Annotated in this window: 13 protein-coding genes; 9 read left to right on the top strand and 4 right to left on the bottom strand. The window is 72.2% G+C overall.

Going from position 1 to position 16,108, the window contains the following annotated elements; genetic code table 11:
• The first annotated feature begins 35 nt into the window (after positions 1-35).
• From AB0J97_RS10685 to AB0J97_RS10655, 7 genes are read left to right on the top strand one after another with little or no spacing between them, the layout of a single operon-like run.
• Complete coding sequence (locus AB0J97_RS10685; protein ID WP_364086918.1) at positions 36-1,202, top strand: hypothetical protein; 1,167 nt, start codon at positions 36-38, stop codon at positions 1,200-1,202.
• Positions 1,199-3,355 carry a tetratricopeptide repeat protein gene (locus tag AB0J97_RS10680; RefSeq protein WP_364086916.1) on the top strand — a complete coding sequence of 719 codons (2,157 nt, stop codon included), beginning with the start codon at positions 1,199-1,201 and terminating at the stop codon, positions 3,353-3,355. Before AB0J97_RS10685 ends, AB0J97_RS10680 begins: the two co-directional genes overlap by 4 nt.
• Positions 3,355-4,209, top strand: coding sequence for a protein phosphatase 2C domain-containing protein (locus AB0J97_RS10675; RefSeq protein ID WP_364086913.1), 855 nt, complete (start codon positions 3,355-3,357; stop codon positions 4,207-4,209). Before AB0J97_RS10680 ends, AB0J97_RS10675 begins: the two co-directional genes overlap by 1 nt.
• Positions 4,202-5,488 (top strand): VWA domain-containing protein, encoded by a 1,287-nt coding sequence (locus AB0J97_RS10670; RefSeq protein ID WP_357693923.1) that lies wholly within the window; start codon positions 4,202-4,204, stop codon positions 5,486-5,488. The genes AB0J97_RS10675 and AB0J97_RS10670 overlap by 8 nt, the downstream gene beginning before the upstream one ends.
• Complete coding sequence (locus tag AB0J97_RS10665) at positions 5,488-6,126, top strand: FHA domain-containing protein (RefSeq protein WP_357693925.1); 639 nt, start codon at positions 5,488-5,490, stop codon at positions 6,124-6,126. The genes AB0J97_RS10670 and AB0J97_RS10665 overlap by 1 nt, the downstream gene beginning before the upstream one ends.
• On the top strand, positions 6,123-7,499 hold the full coding sequence (locus AB0J97_RS10660) for a hypothetical protein (protein WP_364086910.1): 1,377 nt from the start codon (positions 6,123-6,125) through the stop codon (positions 7,497-7,499). Before AB0J97_RS10665 ends, AB0J97_RS10660 begins: the two co-directional genes overlap by 4 nt.
• Positions 7,496-8,302 carry a transporter substrate-binding domain-containing protein gene (locus AB0J97_RS10655; protein WP_364086908.1) on the top strand — a complete coding sequence of 269 codons (807 nt, stop codon included), beginning with the start codon at positions 7,496-7,498 and terminating at the stop codon, positions 8,300-8,302. Before AB0J97_RS10660 ends, AB0J97_RS10655 begins: the two co-directional genes overlap by 4 nt.
• 64 nt (positions 8,303-8,366) lie before the next feature.
• On the opposite strand, the gene rpoD is transcribed toward AB0J97_RS10655, so the two are convergent.
• A complete protein-coding gene (gene rpoD / locus AB0J97_RS10650) occupies positions 8,367-9,503 on the bottom strand; it encodes an RNA polymerase sigma factor RpoD (RefSeq protein WP_357694643.1) in 1,137 nt (378 codons plus the stop codon).
• Positions 9,504-9,823: 320 nt separating this feature from the next.
• Complete coding sequence (gene dnaG, locus AB0J97_RS10645; RefSeq protein WP_364086906.1) at positions 9,824-11,665, bottom strand: DNA primase; 1,842 nt, start codon at positions 11,663-11,665, stop codon at positions 9,824-9,826.
• Positions 11,666-11,901: 236 nt separating this feature from the next.
• Here dnaG and AB0J97_RS10640 point away from each other — a divergent pair, with 236 nt between their 5' ends.
• Positions 11,902-12,762, top strand: coding sequence for a M23 family metallopeptidase (locus AB0J97_RS10640; protein ID WP_357693933.1), 861 nt, complete (start codon positions 11,902-11,904; stop codon positions 12,760-12,762).
• Positions 12,763-12,825: 63 nt separating this feature from the next.
• On the opposite strand, the gene AB0J97_RS10635 is transcribed toward AB0J97_RS10640, so the two are convergent.
• On the bottom strand, positions 12,826-14,046 hold the full coding sequence (locus AB0J97_RS10635; RefSeq protein ID WP_357693935.1) for a deoxyguanosinetriphosphate triphosphohydrolase: 1,221 nt from the start codon (positions 14,044-14,046) through the stop codon (positions 12,826-12,828).
• 80 nt (positions 14,047-14,126) lie between these two features.
• On the opposite strand from AB0J97_RS10635, the gene AB0J97_RS10630 reads away from it, so the two are divergent.
• Positions 14,127-15,617, top strand: a complete 1,491-nt coding sequence (locus tag AB0J97_RS10630; protein WP_364086904.1) for a M48 family metallopeptidase — start codon at positions 14,127-14,129, stop codon at positions 15,615-15,617.
• Here AB0J97_RS10630 and AB0J97_RS10625 read toward each other — a convergent pair.
• Complete coding sequence (locus AB0J97_RS10625) at positions 15,614-16,084, bottom strand: GNAT family N-acetyltransferase (protein ID WP_357693939.1); 471 nt, start codon at positions 16,082-16,084, stop codon at positions 15,614-15,616. The genes AB0J97_RS10630 and AB0J97_RS10625 overlap by 4 nt on opposite strands.
• Positions 16,085-16,108: the final 24 nt, after the last annotated feature.

Here is a 16,108-nt window from a genome sequence, read left to right as displayed (position 1 = left end):
TCTTCACGGGGAGCGTGATGAGTCTGGGACCGCCCATGAGCAGGGAAGGCGCCGAGTACGCGCTGCGCGCTCGGGCCGACGAACGCGACCGGATCTCCGGCGACCTGCTCGACCTCGAATCTCACACCACCTACCAGTTGCTCAAGGGCGCGGCGCTGGACGGGATGACGCGGCAGCGCTGGACCGCCGTCCAGGCCGCGCTGGCCCGGCTGTGGCTGCTGAACGACGCCTACCGGGCCGTGCTGCGCGAGGCCGAGCAGGTCAGGGCCGTACGGGCGAAGCCGGGCGCGGAGCAGCTCGACGAGCTCACCCGGCTGCTCTCGGGGCCGTCCGTGGTGCTGCGGGCCGCGGCCAAGCCCGTCGAGCAGCGTTCGCTGCTGCCCGAGGCCGACGAGCGGCTGACCCTCGACGAGACCGTGGCCCGCATGGACGGCGCGTTTCGCGAGGTCACCTCGGCGCTCAACGACATCGACGCCGTCTGGAACGCCGTCCTGCCCCGGCTGGACGACGCCGACCGCGCGCTGCGCGAGCTCCGCGACCTGGAACGCGAGCTGGGCGAGAGCGCCGGCCTGGACGCGCAGGAGTCGCAACTGCGGCGGATGCGCGCGGCCCTGCTCGCCGACCCGCTCGGCGCGGGCGTCGGCCCCGACCTCGGCGGGGTCGCCCGCGCGCTGGCCGAGGCCCGCGCGGAGGTCGACCAGGCGATCGTGGTCAAGCGCGAGTACGCCAGGCGCCGCGAGGACCTGGTCGCGGCGCTCGACCGGGTACGCGCGGCCGAGAGCGAGGCCAGGCTGGCCCACGGCGCGGTGGTGGTCAAGATCGCCCTGCCGCCGCAGGCCCGGCCGCGCAGCCGCGTCGAGGAGCTGACCGGCGAACTGGACGCGCTCGACGCCTCGGCCGACACCTGGGTGGTACGTGCCAGGCGGCTGGCGGCTGTGGAGAGCGAGGCGGCGAAGGCGGCCGACCGGGCGCGGGCCACCGCCAAGGCCCTGTACGGGCTGGTCGGCAGGCGCGACGAGTTACGCGGCCGGCTCGGCGCCTGCCAGGCCATGGCGGTACGCAAGGGCATGGCCGAGGACCCCGCCGCCACCGCGTGCTTCGAGCGGGCACGATCCCTGCTGTGGACCGCCCCCTGCGACCTGACCGAGGCTGCCGCCGCGGTCGAGACCTACCAGCGCGCGATACACGGAGGTAAGCCATGACCCGCTGCGCGCAGCCGGGCTGCACCGGCACCATCGAGGACGGCTACTGCGACCTGTGCGGCAACGCGGCGGCCGCGCCACCGGCGCCCGTGCCCATCCCCCAGCAGGTGTCAGGGCCCATCTCGGGGCCGCTCTCGGGCCCGGTGAACACCCAGCCGGTGAGCCGGTCGCTGACCTCGCCGGTGAGCAGCAGCGGCAGGTCGCGGGCCGGGGTGCTGGGCGGCATCGCCGACCTGCCGTCCGTCCCGTACCGGGATCCGGCGACGGCCGTGATGGCCGATCCGCAGGTGCCGGAGGAGAAGCGGTTCTGCGCCAACCCGGCCTGCGGGGAGCCGGTGGGCCGGTCCCGGCAGGGCCGTCCGGGGTTGACGGAGGGGTTCTGCCCGCACTGCCGCACGCCGTACTCGTTCACCCCGAAGCTGGGCAAGGACGACATGGTGGCCGGGCAGTACCGGGTGCTCGGCTGCCTGGCCCACGGCGGTCTCGGCTGGATCTACCTGGCCGCCGACGAGAACCTGGACGGCCGCTGGGTCGTCCTCAAGGGCCTGCTCAACACCAACGACGCCGAGGCGCTGGCGGCGGCCGAGGCCGAGCGCAAGTTCCTCACCACGGTCGACCACCCGAACATCGTCAAGATCCTCAACTTCCAGCTCTCCGGCGGCCTCGGTTACATCGTCATGGAGTACGTCGGCGGCCAGTCCCTGCACGAGCTGCGCCGCAAGGGCCCGCTGCCGCTGCGCGAGGCCCTGATCTACGGCCGGGAGATCCTGCACGCCTTCGGCTACCTGCACGAGAACGGCCTGGTCTACTGCGACCTCAAGCCGGCCAACGTGATCAGGGTCGGCCGGCGGCTCAGGCTGATCGACCTGGGGGCCGTCCAGCCGATCGGCTCCCCGCCCGGCACGTCCTGGGCGACGGTCGGCTACCATGCGCCCGAGCTGGACACCCATCCCTCGTCGGTGTCCTCCGACCTCTACACCGTGGCCAGGACGCTGGCGGTGCTGGCGATCCCGTCCTGGAGCCCGGCCAAGGGTGGCGTGGCCAGCCCGCTGCCGCAGGACTGCGGGCACGAGTCGTTCGCCCGGCTGCTGCGCAAGGCCACCGCGCCCAACCCCGCCGACCGGTTCCAGAGCGCCTGGGAGATGGAGGAGCAGCTCGTCGGGGTGCTGCGGGAGATCAGCGCGGCCGAGGAGGGCGTGCCCTTCCCCGCGCCCTCGACCCTGTTCGGGCCCGAACGCTCGGCCGTGTGGACGGCGCTGTCGGACTCGCGCCAGGAGGTGTTCGGCCCGCTCGACCCGGCCGCGGTCGCGGTCGAGCTGCCGGTACCGCATGTCGATCCGCTCGACCCGGCGGCGGGCCCGCTGGCGGGCCTGGTCGGGTTCGACGGCAAGGAGCTGTTCGACCAGCTCTCGGCGATGCCGCCGACGCCCGAGACCCGGCTCATGCGCACCCGGCTGCTGGCCGAGGCGGGCGCGGCCGAGACGCCGGCGGCGCTGGCCGAGCTGGAACGTCAGCTCCCCGGCGACTGGCGGACGACCTGGTACCGCGGCGTGCTCGCACTGGCCACCCGCCAGACGGACACCGCGGTGACGATGTTCGACGCGTGCGTGTCGGCGCTGCCCGGCGAGCTCGCGCCCAAGCTGGCGCTGGCGTTCGCGCTGGAATGCGCGGGCAGGCAGTCGGCCCACTGGTACAACGCCGTCTGGCGGACCGACCACTCCTACGTCAGCGCCGCGTTCGGGCTGGCCAGGACGGGCCGCGTCAACGTCCTGGACGAGGTGCCGCCCACCTCCAGCTACCGGGTGGCGGCGCAGGTGGCGCTGGCCGCCTCGGTGTTCCGCCGGACCGACCTGAGCACGCTGTCCGCGGCCGACCTGGTCGGCGCGGCCGGGCGGCTGGCCAACCTGGTCGACCTCGACCCGCGCCGCCGCGACCTGCTCACCACCGAGCTGCTGCGCTGCGCGCTGGCCTGGCTGGAGAACAACCCCGCGCCGCCCGGGACGAAGCTGGCCGAGGCCGACTTCACCGAACCGGGGCTGCGCAGGCGGCTGGAGTCGATCTTCAGGAAGCTCGCGGTGGCGGCCGGCTCCCGCCACGAACGCCACGCGCTCATCGACGAGGCGAACGCCGTACGACCGAGGACGTGGCTGTGATGGAACCCGTACCGAACGCCCAGAGCTGCCCGATGTGCGCCTCCCCGGTCGTCCAGGGGGACGTCTACTGCGAGCGGTGCGGGCACGCGCTCGGCGCGCCGGTCTGCACCTCCTGCGGCGCGGCCGCGGTGGACCCGGAGGGCTACTGCGAACGCTGCGGCGTGCGCCAGCCCACCGGCCGGGACCACGCCGAGACCGTGCTCGACGGCAGGGCCGCCGCCGTGACCGACCGGGGGCTGCGGCGGGCCCGCAACGAGGACGCCGTGGCGCTGCTGACCACCGGCGACGCCGTGGTGACGGTCGTGTGCGACGGCGTCGGCAGCTCGCCGCGGGCCGACCAGGCCTCGGCCGCGGCGGTGGAGACCGCGGGCGCCGCCCTGGCCAGGGGGACGTCCGCGCAGGAGGCGTTCGAGCTGGCCGGCAAGGCCGTGGCCGCGCTGGCCACGTCCGTGGACGACGCCCCCGCCTGCACCTACGTCGCCGCGGTCGCCGGCCCCGGCGGGATCACGCTGAGCTGGGCCGGGGACACGCGGGCGTACTGGCTGCCCGGCGCGGACCCCGGGCAGGGCGTGCTGCTGACCGAGGACGACGTGGTCCCGACCGGCGAGATCACCGCGTGGCTCGGCGCGGATTCCGGCGAGGTGTCGCTGCATGTGCGCACACTCGCCCCGGGGGCGCCCGGCCTGCTGCTGGTGTGCAGCGACGGGCTGTGGCGCTACCTGGACGGCTACCGGTTCCCGCACACGGGAACCCCTCTCGACATGGCCCGCGAGATGCTGCGCCACGCACTGGCCTCCGGCGGCCAGGACAACGTGACGATCGTTCTCATCCCCCTAGGAGAAACGCATGGGTGACCAGCCCACGTTCACGCTGAACATCGACCAGAACAAGTACCTGTCCACCGACGCCCGCGAGGTGCACGCGGTCCTCACCGTGGCCTCCTCCGGCGGCGGCTTCGCCCAGGCCGCGCCCACCGAGGCGGCCGAGGTCATCATCGTCGACACCTCCGGCTCGATGAGCGGCGGCAAGATCCGCGAGGCCCGGCAGGCCGCGGCGGCGGCCGTGCACGCGCTGCGCGACGGCGTGTACTTCGCGGTGATCGCCGGGACGGAGAAGGCCAAGGTCGTCTACCCCGGCGGCAACGCCAACCTGGTCAGATCCACGCCCGCCACCCGGGCCGAGGCCGAGCGCGCGATCAGCCGGCTGCTCGCGCACGGCGGCACGGCCATCGGCGAGTGGCTGAAGCTGGCCGGGCACCTGCTGAGCGCGTACCCGAACGCGATCAGGCACGCGCTGCTGATGACCGACGGGCAGAACAACGAGCGTCCCGAGGTGTTCGGGGCCGTGCTGCAGGGGTGGAGCGGCAAGTTCGTCTGCGACAGCCTGGGCGTGGGCGACGACTGGGTGCCCGCCGAGCTGCGGAAGGTCGCCGAGGCGATGCTCGGCTCGTTCGAGTTCGTACGGAACCAGAGTGATCTGGCCGAGTTCTTCCGCCGGGTGACGCAGACGTCGATGAGCAAGACCGTGGCGGACCTGTCGCTGCGGGTGTGGGTGCCGCAGACGGCCAAGCTGAAGTTCGTCAAGCAGGTCTCCCCCACGCTGCTCGACCTGACCGGCAAGCGCACCGACGTCAACCCGCTGACCGGCGACTACCCGACCGGCTCGTGGGGCCAGGAGGAACGCGAGTACCACCTGTGCGTGGAGGTGCCGCCGGGCCAGATCGGCCAGGAGATCAGGGCGGGCTGGGTCAAGCTGGTGCGCCCCGACACCCAGGACGTCGTGGCCAGCGGCAACGTGCTGGCCCAGTGGACCGACGACCTGGCGCAGTCCACGCAGATCAACCGGAAGGTCGCCCACTACACCGGCCAGGCCGAGCTGCACGAGCTCATCCAGGACGGCCTGAGCGCCCGCGCCGCCGGCGACGTCGAGGCCGCGACCGCGCGCCTGGCCAAGGCCAGGGAACTGGCCGCCGAGTCGGGTCGCGAGGACACCGCCCGGCTGCTGGAGAAGGTCGTGGAGGTCGATCCCGCCACCGGCACGGCCCGGTTGCGCAGGAACGTGGACAAGGCGGACGAGATCGAGCTGGACACCGGTTCCGTCCGCACCAGCCGGCTGCGTAAGGACGAGGGCTGATGGCGACCTGTCCCCAGGGGCACGCCTCCGGCTCCGACGACTACTGCGACGTCTGCGGCGCGCAGATGGGCGGGACCGCCGCCCCGTCCCAGCCCCAGGCGACGGCGGCGGCCCCCGGCGGCGGTGACGACGCCTGCCCGGTCTGCCAGACGCCGCGCGCCGGGCAGTTCTGCGAGGTGTGCGGCCACGACTTCACCGGCGGCGGGGGCGGCGTCCCGATCCCCGTGCGAGGGGCGCGATGGGAGGCCGTCGCGGCCGCCGACCGCACCTACTACGAGAAGGTGGTCGCCGAGGGCGGCCCCGACGCGGCGCGCATGGCCTTCCCGCCGTACTGTCCCGAGCGCTCGTTCGGGCTGGTCGGCGAGCAGGTGCGCATCGGGCGGCGCAGCAGGGCCAGGAACCTGGCGCCGGAGATCGACCTGACCGGCCCGCCCGAGGACCCGGGCGTGTCGCACCTGCACGCCGTGCTGCTGGGCCGGCCCGACGGCACGTGGACGCTGGTCGACCCCGGCTCGGCCAACGGCACCCAGGTCAACGGCAGGACGGTCGAGATCAACACGCCCGTCAGGGTCGGGCCGGGCGACCGGATCCACCTGGGCGCCTGGACCGTCATCACCATCAGGGAGGGGACGCCGTGACCCTGGTGCAGAACCCCGGCCCCCTGGTCCAGGCGGGAGCCGCGCCCCCGCCGCACCGCAGCGTGCCCGGCCGCATCCGCGTGATCTCCGGCGTGACGGTGGCGGCGCTGGCGCTGCTGTTCGCGGCGCTCGGGGTCGGCAGCCTGACCGCCGGCGACGGGCTGCAGGTCATCGGCCGCGACGCCGGACCGCAGGTCGTCGCCACCGCCGGGCTCTACCTGGCGCTCAGCGACATGGACGCCCAGGTCGCCAACGCGCTGGTCATGGGCGACCAGTACGGCCAGCAGCGCCGCGTCGCCGTCGACCGGTACGAGCGGCGGCGTTCGGAGGCCAACCAGGCGCTGCTGAAGGCGTTCGAGCTGGCCGGCGACAACGCGGCCGATCGGCGGACCGTGCAGTCGGTGCTCGACGGGCTCGGCCGCTACGAACGGCTCGCCGGGCAGGCGCTCCTGCTGAACGAGCAGGCCCGGCACGCGCCCGGCGCGCCGCCGGAGAACGTGGTGGGCACCTACCGGCAGGCCACCGACCTGATGCGGCTGGTGCTGCTGCCGCAGGCCTACAACCTGACCCTGGAGAGCGGCACGATCGTCCGCAGCACCTACGACGAGAAGAACGCCTGGGTCCCGCTGCTGCGGACCGCGGTGCTGCTGGCCGGGCTGCTCGCGCTGGGCTGCCTGATCTGGCTCCAGGTCTTCCTGGCCCGGCGCTTCCGCCGGGTGTTCGGCCCGGCGCTGCTGGTCGCCACGCTGGCCACGGCGGTCTCGCTGATCCTCGGCGCGAACGTGCTCGGCCAGGACCAGGAGGACCTGCGCACGGCCAAGGCACAGGGCTTCGACTCGGTGCTGACGCTGGCCAAGGCCCGCGCGATCAGCAACAGCATGCAGGGCGACCAGAGCCGGTACCTGCTGGACAAGGAGCGCGCCGACACCTACGAGCACACGTTCCTGGACAAGTCGCAGTCGGTCGTCTACTACGAGTCGGGCAACCTCACCCAGTACCACGCGAAGGTGGCCGGCGACTCCGGGGACGCCCTGGGCATGCTGGGGCCCGAGCTCACCGGCGTGGAGGGCGGGCGCGTGCTGGACGCGTACAAGGCCTTCCAGCAGGCCGACACCTCCTTCCGGGAGCTGGCGCTGGCCGGCCGGACGGCCGAGGCGGTGACCGCCAAGCTCGGGCCGGTCACCGCCGCGTTCGACGCCTACGACCGGTCCCTGGTGGCGCTGGCCGACCGGCACGAGCACACCTTCGACCGGGCCATCGACGCCGGCGAGAACGCGCTGGACAACCTGTGGCGGCTGCTGCCGTTCGCGATCGCCGGGATCGGGCTGCTGATGATCGCCGGGGTGTGGCCGAGACTCAAGGAGTACCGTTGAAGCGGGCACTGGTAGCGGCGCTGGCCCTGGTCGCGGTGGTCACCGCGGCCTGCGGTACCGGCGACCGGGAGTCGATCCTCGACAAGGACTCCCTCGTCATCGCGGTCCGCCCCGACCTGCCGTCGGTGGGCTTCCGCAAGCCGGACGGCACCTTCGAGGGCTTCGACGTCGACGTCGCGCGCTACGTGGCCAAGCGGCTGGGCAAGGACTTCAAGCTGATCCCCGTGCTGGCGGGCGATCGGGAGAAGGTGCTGGTCCAGGGGCGGGCCGACCTGGTGCTGGCGACGTACACGATCAGCATGGACCGTAAGGCGAAGGTGCTGTTCGCGGGGCCGTACCACGTCTCCTACCAGGACATCCTGACGCGGCCGGACGACAGGGTGGACAACGTCCGGGAGCTGAAGGGCCGCCGGATCTGCGCCGTGGAGGGCTCGAACGCGGCCGAGCGGGTCGTGAAGGAGCGCAGCGTGGCGGCCGAGCTGGTGCCGTTCAAGGACTACGCGTCGTGCCTGAGCGCCCTGAAGAGCAGGCAGGTGGACGCCGTGACCACCAACGACGTGATCCTGGCCGGCCTGGCCAACCAGGACGGCTCGGGGCTGCGGCTGGCCAACGCCCAGTTCAACGAGCAGCGCACCGGGGTGGGCCTGCACAAGGACGACGTGCCCGGCTGCGAGGCGGTGAACCGGGCGATCACCGACATGTACCAGGACGGGACCGCGGGCAAGCTGCTGCACAAGTGGTTCGGCAAGGCGGGACTGAACCTGGACAACATCGCCGTACCGCAGTTCGAGGGCTGCTCCTGAAGGACCGGCTCCGGCATGCGGACGGGCCCGGCGCGCTCGCCGGGCCCGTCGCGGGGTCGAAGGGTCAGTCCAGGTAGTCCTTGAGCATCTGCGCGCGCGTCGGGTGGCGGAGCTTGGCCAGGGTCTTCGACTCGATCTGCCGGATGCGCTCCCGCGTCACGCCGAACTCCCTGCCCACCTCCTCCAGCGTGCGCGGATGCCCGTCGGCCAGGCCGAAGCGGAGCTGGATGATGCGCTGCTCGCGGTCGGACAGCGTGGCCAGGATGTCGTCGAGCTGGTCCTGCAGCATGATGAAGGCGGCGGCCTCCATGGGCACGACGGCGTCGGCGTCCTCGATGAAGTCACCGAGGTCGGAGTCCTCCTCGCCGATCGGCGACTGCAGGGACACCGGCTCCTGGGCGATGCGCTGGATCTCCACCACGCGGTCGACCGGGAGGTCCATCTCCTTGGCGATCTCCTCGGGGATGGGCTCGCGGCCGAGATCCTGGTGGAGCTGACGCTGCACTCTGACGAGCTTGTTGATGGTCTCCACCATGTGCACCGGAATGCGGATGGTGCGCGCCTGGTCGGCGATCGCCCGGGTGATCGCCTGTCTGATCCACCAGGTGGCGTAGGTGGAGAACTTGTAGCCCTTCGTGTAGTCGAACTTCTCGACCGCCCGGATGAGCCCGAGGTTGCCCTCCTGGATCAGGTCGAGGAAGAGCATGCCGCGCCCGACGTAGCGCTTGGCGATCGACACCACGAGCCTGAGGTTGGCCTCGATGAGCCGCTGTTTGGCCCTGGTGCCCTGCCAGACGAGCTCCCTGAACTCCGGGAAGGCCAGGCGCGAGACCCCGGTGGCCAGCTTGTCCTCGGCGAACAGGCCGGCTTCGATCGACTTGGCGAGCTCCACCTCCTCCTCGGCGGTCAGCAGGGGGACGCGACCGATCTCGCGCAGGTAGATGCGGACGAGATCGCTGGTCGGCGCCCGCTTGCCTACGTCCTCCTCATCGGCGCGGGTGGATTCCTCGTCGCCCTGGGGCTCAAGGACCTCCACGCCGTTCTCTGCGAGCATCCGCACGACGCGTTCCAGCGCGTCGGACGGCAGCTCGGATCGGTCAAGCGCGGCGGCGACGTCATCGACGGTTACGCTTCCGCGCTCCCTTCCCTTCGCGACGAGGTCCGCCACCTGATCTACCGATGGCGGCCCGCTTGGCAGCACCGATGCACCCACGGGAGACAGTCTGCAGTATTGGTTCCATCAAATGGCAGACCCATTTTTGTTGCGGAAGGTAAGACGATCAGCATTACCGAATTGAGATCGAGTAAAGGTTTGGCCGGAGTTTGATCAGGAAAGAAAAGTCAATTACGCGGTCTGGAATCAGACGTCCGGCGAGGCATGACGGCCGGACGTATCTCTTTCGCTGCCCGCAATGCCCGAGATGCGCCTTCACGGCAGCGCGGGCCGGCCGGAATTCCCCGGTCAACCACTCTGGTTCACCGCCTGCCCCCGCTGCCGAACTGTTATCAAAGGCCCCCGCGTCAGCTTCCGGCGGCGCGGTCGCGCAGCACCCGGCGCTGCTGCTCCAGCGCGACCAGCTCGCCGAACAGCTTGTTGTACTCCTGCTGCTCCTCCACCGGGTTGAGGCGCTGCATGCGGGACTTGACCTGGGCGATGGCCCGGTCGACCGCGATCGCCTCGATGGCCGCCAGCATGGCCCCCGCGTAACGCTCCTCGGCGTGCGCGTCGGCCTGGATGGGCTCCACCGCGAACCTCGTCACGAGCCCCCTGGCGCCCTCGTCGTGGGCGTGCTCCAGCAGCCGGTCGACCCACTCGCGGCCGCCGTGACCGGCCGAGCCGGCGCCTCCGGCGGCCTGGACGACCTTGTGCAGCGCGACGTGGTCGGGGGCGGTGAACGCCTGCGGGTCGAGGGCGTCGAAGCGCGGGCCGAGCAGCGCGGGCCGCTGGACGGCCAGCTTGAGCAGCTCGCCCTCCACCCGCACGCTCGGATCGACGGGGGCCGCCTTGGGGGCGCGCTGGGGACGGCCCTGCTGGGTGTTGGCGACCTCGCCGATGCGCTGCATGACGAACCGCTCGTCCATGAACCCGAGCCAGCGGTCGAGGTCGATGGCGTAGCGCTTGCGCAGGCCGACGTCCTTGATCCCGGCCACGATGGGCGCCGCCGCGTCGAGGGCGGCGATCTTGCCCTCGTTGCTGCGCAGGTCGTAGCGGGAGATGGTGCTCCTGATGGCGAACTGGAACAGCGGCTCGCGGCTGGCGATGAGGTCGCGCACCGCCGCGTCGCCCTGCTTGATCCGCAGGTCGCACGGGTCGAGCCCGTCGCTCTGCACCGCGACGTAGGTCTGCGTGACGAACTTCTGCTCGTCGGCGAAGGCCCGCAGCGCCGCCTTCTGGCCGGCCGCGTCGCCGTCGAAGGTGAAGATGACCTCGCCCCGGAACTCGGCCTGGTCGAGCAGGAACCGGCGAAGGATCTTGATGTGCTCCTCGCCGAACGACGTGCCGCAGGTGGCCACCGCGGTCGGCACGCCGGCCAGATGGCAGGCCATCACGTCGGTGTATCCCTCGACGATCACCGCTTGGGCGCGCTTGCTGATCTCTCGTTTGGCGAGATCAATGCCATAAAGGACCTGGCTCTTCTTGTAAAGCGGCGAGTCAGGCGTATTCAGATATTTCGGGCCATCGTCGGAATCGAGCAACTTGCGGGCGCCGAATCCGATCACGTCACCCGTGGCGTCCCTGATCGGCCAGATCAGCCGCCCCCTGAACCGGTCGATCGGCCCGCGCCTGCCCTCCTTGGCCAGGCCGCCCTTGACCAGCTCGTCGGCGCTGAACCCGCGCCCCATCAGGTGACGCGCCAGCGCCTCCCACTCGGCCGGGGCGTAGCCGACGCCGAACGCCTCGGCGTCGGCGCGCTCGAACCCGCGCTCGGACAGGAACCGGCGCCCCGGGGCCGCGTCGGGCCCGAACAGCTTCTCGGCGTAGAACTCGGCGGCCACCCGGTGGGCCTCGATCAGCCGGGCCCGCTCGCCGTGGTCGCGCTTGGGGACGTAGCCGCCCTGCTCGTACTGGAGCTGGATGCCGGCCCGCTGGGCCAGCCGCTCGACCGCCTCGCCGAACGGCAGGTGCTCGATCTTCTCGACGAACGTGATCACGTCGCCGCCTTCGCCGCAGCCGAAGCAGAAGTACATTCCGCGCTCGGGGGTGACGTTGAAGGACGGGCTCTTCTCGTCGTGGAAGGGGCACAGGCCCTTGAGGTTGCCCCCTCCGGCGTTGCGCAACTGGATGTGTTCGCCGATCACGTCGGCGATGGGTGAACGCTCACGTACGAGCGCGATGTCGACATCACGGATCCGGCCAGCCACGCCGGTGAGTCTATTCCGCCCGACCGACGGTTCCGCCCCCCGCGGGCTGTGCCGCGGCCGGTGAACGGCGAGGCACGGGCGGTGGACGGCCGGGGAAGACGCGCGTCACCTCTGGGTTGCTAAAGCGGGAAACTGGTGATGCGGAGTCCCGTGGTCGGCTACAAAGGTGAGGGTTGTCGGTGGAAACGGTGACACGGGTGAGGAAAACTATGCGTTCCGGGCATATCGCACGGTGGGTGGCTGTCGCCGCCGTGCTGCTCACCGGCGCCTGCGCCCAGGCGACCGGGGTGGCGGGCGTCAGCGCCCAGTCGCCCTCCACGGCCCCGGCCACGAGCACGCCCACCCCCACGCCGGCGGTCACCGCCACCATCCCCTCACCCGGCCCGTCCGACCAGGGCGCCGAGCAGCCGCCCAAGGGCGACGACCCGGTCAAGGTGCCGCCGCCCAAGCTGTCGAAGTTCACCTACGCGTTCCCGGTCAAGGGCTGCGCCAGCACCTACCAGCGCGCCCTGCTCGTGCTGCCCAAGACGACGATCTGGGCCGCGCAGGGCTGCTCGTTCGTCGCTCCCGTGGGCGGCGTCGTGGACGAGGTCAACGTCAAGAACCGGTGGACGCCCTCCACCGACAAGGGCGCCGACCGCGAGGGCAGGTTCGTCACGATCATCGGCGACGACGGCGTGCGCTACCTCGGCGGTCACCTCGACTCCGTCGCCGCCGGCGTCCGGCCAGGGGTGCGCGTCAAGGCCGGGCAGCTGCTCGGCCGGGTGGGCAGGTCCGGCAACGCCCGCGACACCGGCTCCAACCTCTACTTCGCGATCTCCTGGAAGACCGGCCCGGCCTACTGGTGGGTCCGCCGGGGCATGGTCGAGCCGTGGGACTACCTGGACGCCTGGCGGTCCGGCAACCGCACGCTCTCCCCGCGCAAGGAGACGCTGGGGCTGCGCGGCAGGCTCGGCGAGACGCCGCGCTGCGCGGTCCAGTGCAAGTCCAAGAAGGTGCCCCAGGCCAGCAAGAAGCCCAGGAAGCCGCGGACCGACGACACCAAGGACGACGATCCGGTCACGACGGAGCCGACGTCGACCCCCTTCGGTCAGTGACGACGCCCGGCCCGGTCCACCGGCGGGACCGCTCGTGGGAGCGGTTTCACCCGCCCTGTGCCGTCACGTCGACAGGCGGCGGTGCCAGGCCACGGCCGAGGTGTCGGTGAGGGAGGCGATCTGGTCGATCACGACCCGCACCCGGGCCGCGTCGTCGGGGGCCTCCAGGAAGGCAGGCCGGAAGGCGGGTTCGAGCGTGCCGGGGGCGCCGAGCGTGATCAGCGAGGCCAGCTCGGTGATCAGCTCCCGCTGCCTGGCCTGGTTGGCGTGGTGGCCCTCGGTGGTCATCACGTAGTGGGCGGTGACGCCCTTGAGCAGGGCGCACTCCATCAGCGTGGCGCGCGGCACGACGAGGTCGGCGCGGTGGCGGGCGCCGTGGACCTCCTTGGTGGCCGTCTGGGCCGAGCGGCAGAACCGGCCGATCAGGCCGCTGGTGAGCGCCTTGAGGCCGGCCAGGTCGGCGAGCGTCGCCTCGAAGCGGCGCGGCCACAGCGGGTCGGCGATCAGCTTGGCGAAGACCTCCTCCAGCTCGTTGAGGTCGGCGCCGGGCGCGTACCAGGTGCGGGTGATGCGGGCCACCGCGCCGCGTTCGACGGGCGACTGGAGCGCCTCGGGCGTGACGTGGCCGGAGTGGAGCGCGTCCTCCAGGTCGTGGACGGAGTAGGCCACGTCGTCGGCCCAGTCCATGATCTGGGCCTCGAAGCTCACCCGGCCTTCCGGGGCCCCGTCCCTGATCCACTCGAAGACCGGCAGGTCGTCGTGGTAGACGCCGAACTTCGGGGACTTCTCGCACGTCCAGGGGTATTTGACGGCGGCGTCGAGGGCGGCCCTGGTGAGGTTGAGCCCGGCGCTGCGGCCGTCTTCGGTGAGGACCTTGGCCTCCAGCCTGGTGAGCAGGCGCAGGCTCTGGGCGTTGCCCTCGAAGCCGCCGCACGAGGTGGCCAGCGCGTTGAGCGCCACCTCCCCGTTGTGCCCGAACGGCGGATGGCCGAGGTCGTGGGCCAGGCAGGCGGTCTCGACCAGGTCGGGGTCGACGCCGAGCGTGGCGCCCATCTCCCTGCCGACCTGGGCGCATTCGAGCGAGTGCGTCAGCCGGGTGCGCGGGATGTGCTGGCCGCCGCCGAGCGTCTCGCCGGGGCCCACGACCTGCGTCTTGGCCGCCAGCCTGCGCAGCGCGGCGCTGTGCAGGACGCGGGCGCGGTCGCGTTCGAACGCGCCTCGTCCGGGGTTGCCGGGTGGTTCCGGGACCCATCGTTCCTGGTCGTGCTCGTCGTAGTACGACATTTCTGCAGTGATTTTATCCAGTTTCCCGTCTCCGCTAGTGTCAAGCCTCGCGAGAACCCCTTCCCCGGGAGCCCTCCCCCATGACGACAGCGTTCCGAGCGGTGCTGGCCTTCAGTCTGCTCGCCGGCTTCTACGTGCTGGTCGGCATCATCCTGGCGGCCGCCGTGTTCTTCGACGTCCTGCTGCTGGTGGACTTCCACGCCACGGCGCTGAAGGCCGCGATCGTGCTCACGCTGGCGGCGGGCGCGCTGGTGCGGGCGCTGTTCATGGTCGGCCGCCGCCAGGGGGGCGAGCAGCCGGGCGTGCAGGTGGGGCGCGAGCACGAGCCCGCGCTCTGGCAGGTGGTGGAGGACCTGTCCCGGCGGGTGCGCACCGCGCCGCCCGACGAGATCCGGCTGGTCCCCGAGGTGAACGCGGCGGTCTCGGAGGACACCCGGTTCCTGGGGTTGCGCGCGACCCGGCGGCGGATGTTCATCGGCCTGCCGCTGCTGCAGACCCTCACCGTCGACGAGATGCGCGCCGTGCTCGGGCACGAGCTGGGCCACTACAGCGGGGCCCACACGCGGCTGGGCGCGCCGGTCTACCGGGGGCGGGTCTCGCTGATCGCGACCGTGCAGGGGCTCGGCAACCATCCGCTCATCCAACGGCTCTTCGCCGGGTACGCCAAGCTCTACCTGCGGGTCTCCCAGGCCGTGTCGCGCCGGCAGGAGCTGGAGGCCGACGAGTTCGCGGTGGCGATCGGCGGGCGACAGGCCATGTCGGGCGCGCTCCGCAAGATCCACGACACCGCCCTGGGCTGGGACCTGTACGTCGGCGACTACCTGTCGCTGACCGGCGTGGGCGGCTCCCGGCCCGCCTCGGTGTTCGGCGGCTTCCACGCGCTGATGAACGACCCGGGCCGGCAGGCCGAGATCGCCCGGCTCGGCGAGCGGCCCGAGGACGTCTCGCCGTACGACTCCCATCCCAGCCTGGCCGACCGCCTGGCCGCCATCGCGAACCTGCCGGAGCCGGAGCACGTCCCCGATCCGCGTCCGGCGCTGACGCTGCTGCGCGACCCCGACGTGGCGGCCGAGGCGGTGGAGCGGTCGATGTGGACGCCGGAGGCGCTGGCCGGGCTGCGTCCGGTGCCGTGGGACGAGCTGGTGGCCCAGGGCATGTACGCCGGGCGCAACGCCGAGGCCCTGCGCGACCTGGCGGTGGCGGGGCAGCGGGTGATGGGGGCCACGCGCCCCTATCTCGACGCGGCCTTCGAGGCGATCGCCAGGGGCCGGGGGGCCGAGCTGGCCGGGCAGCTGCGCGAGCTGGGGTGGAAGCCGTCCGAGACGCTGCTCGCCGGGGTGCTGGGGCAGGCGCTGGAGGCGGTGCTGATCCAGCTCGGCGAGGCCAGGTGGACGCTGTCCTGGTCGGGCCCCGCCCGGCTGCTGTACGACGACGGCGAGGAGGTGGCCCTGGCCGAGTACGCGGCCAGGGTCGCCGGCGATCCGCAGGCGGTGGCCGGGCTGCGGAAGTGGCTGGGCGACCACGGGATGCGGCACGACTACGTACCGCTGGAGGAGGCCCTGCCCCGCTAGCCGGGTGTGGGAAGGCTCGCGGCCGGCCGGCGGACCATGAGGACGTCCACCTGGTCCTCGCCCTCGACGGTGAAGCCGTGGCGTTCGTAGAGCCGCTGGGCGGCGCTTCCCCGCAGCACGATCAGGCGTACGGGCGCGCCCTCGGCGTCCGCGCGGTCCAGCAGCGTCCGCAGGACGGCCGAGCCGAGCCCGCGTCCCTGGAGGGCGGGGTCGAGGTAGAAGTGCTCCAGCCAGCGGCCGTCCTCGGCGGGGCGCAGGGTGACGCAGCCCGCGAAGGCGCCGCCGGCCAGGATGACGGAGGTGTGGCCGGGAGAGAAGGAGTCCCGGAACCGCTGACGCACCCGGTGCTCGTCGTAGCGGCCCAGCCGCTCCAGGTCGGGGCGCATCACCGTCGCCCGCAGTTCCGCGATCGCCTCGACCTCGTCCGGCCCGGCGGTGCGCAGCTCCCAGTCCACGAGATTTTCCATGGCGGAAAGTATCGCAATGACCGG

The sequence above is a fragment of the Nonomuraea sp. NPDC049607 genome (assembly GCF_040675375.1).
Taxonomy (GTDB): Bacteria; Actinomycetota; Actinomycetes; order Streptosporangiales; family Streptosporangiaceae; genus Nonomuraea.
The sequence above is the reverse complement of the archived record's forward strand: the minus strand, read 5'-3'. Positions and strand labels throughout refer to the sequence as shown.

Excerpts from the sequence above, each read along its gene's own strand:
- AB0J97_RS10685 (WP_364086918.1), top strand. The coding sequence starts at position 36 with ATGAGCAGGGAAGGCGCCGAGTACGCGCTGCGCGCTCGGGCCGACGAA.
- AB0J97_RS10665 (WP_357693925.1), top strand. The coding sequence starts at position 5,488 with ATGGCGACCTGTCCCCAGGGGCACGCCTCCGGCTCCGACGACTACTGC.
- AB0J97_RS10630 (WP_364086904.1), top strand. The coding sequence starts at position 14,127 with ATGACGACAGCGTTCCGAGCGGTGCTGGCCTTCAGTCTGCTCGCCGGC.
- AB0J97_RS10670 (WP_357693923.1), top strand. The coding sequence starts at position 4,202 with ATGGGTGACCAGCCCACGTTCACGCTGAACATCGACCAGAACAAGTAC.
- AB0J97_RS10680 (WP_364086916.1), top strand. The coding sequence starts at position 1,199 with ATGACCCGCTGCGCGCAGCCGGGCTGCACCGGCACCATCGAGGACGGC.
- AB0J97_RS10635 (WP_357693935.1), bottom strand. The coding sequence starts at position 14,046 with ATGTCGTACTACGACGAGCACGACCAGGAACGATGGGTCCCGGAACCA.
- AB0J97_RS10625 (WP_357693939.1), bottom strand. The coding sequence starts at position 16,084 with ATGGAAAATCTCGTGGACTGGGAGCTGCGCACCGCCGGGCCGGACGAG.
- AB0J97_RS10675 (WP_364086913.1), top strand. The coding sequence starts at position 3,355 with ATGGAACCCGTACCGAACGCCCAGAGCTGCCCGATGTGCGCCTCCCCG.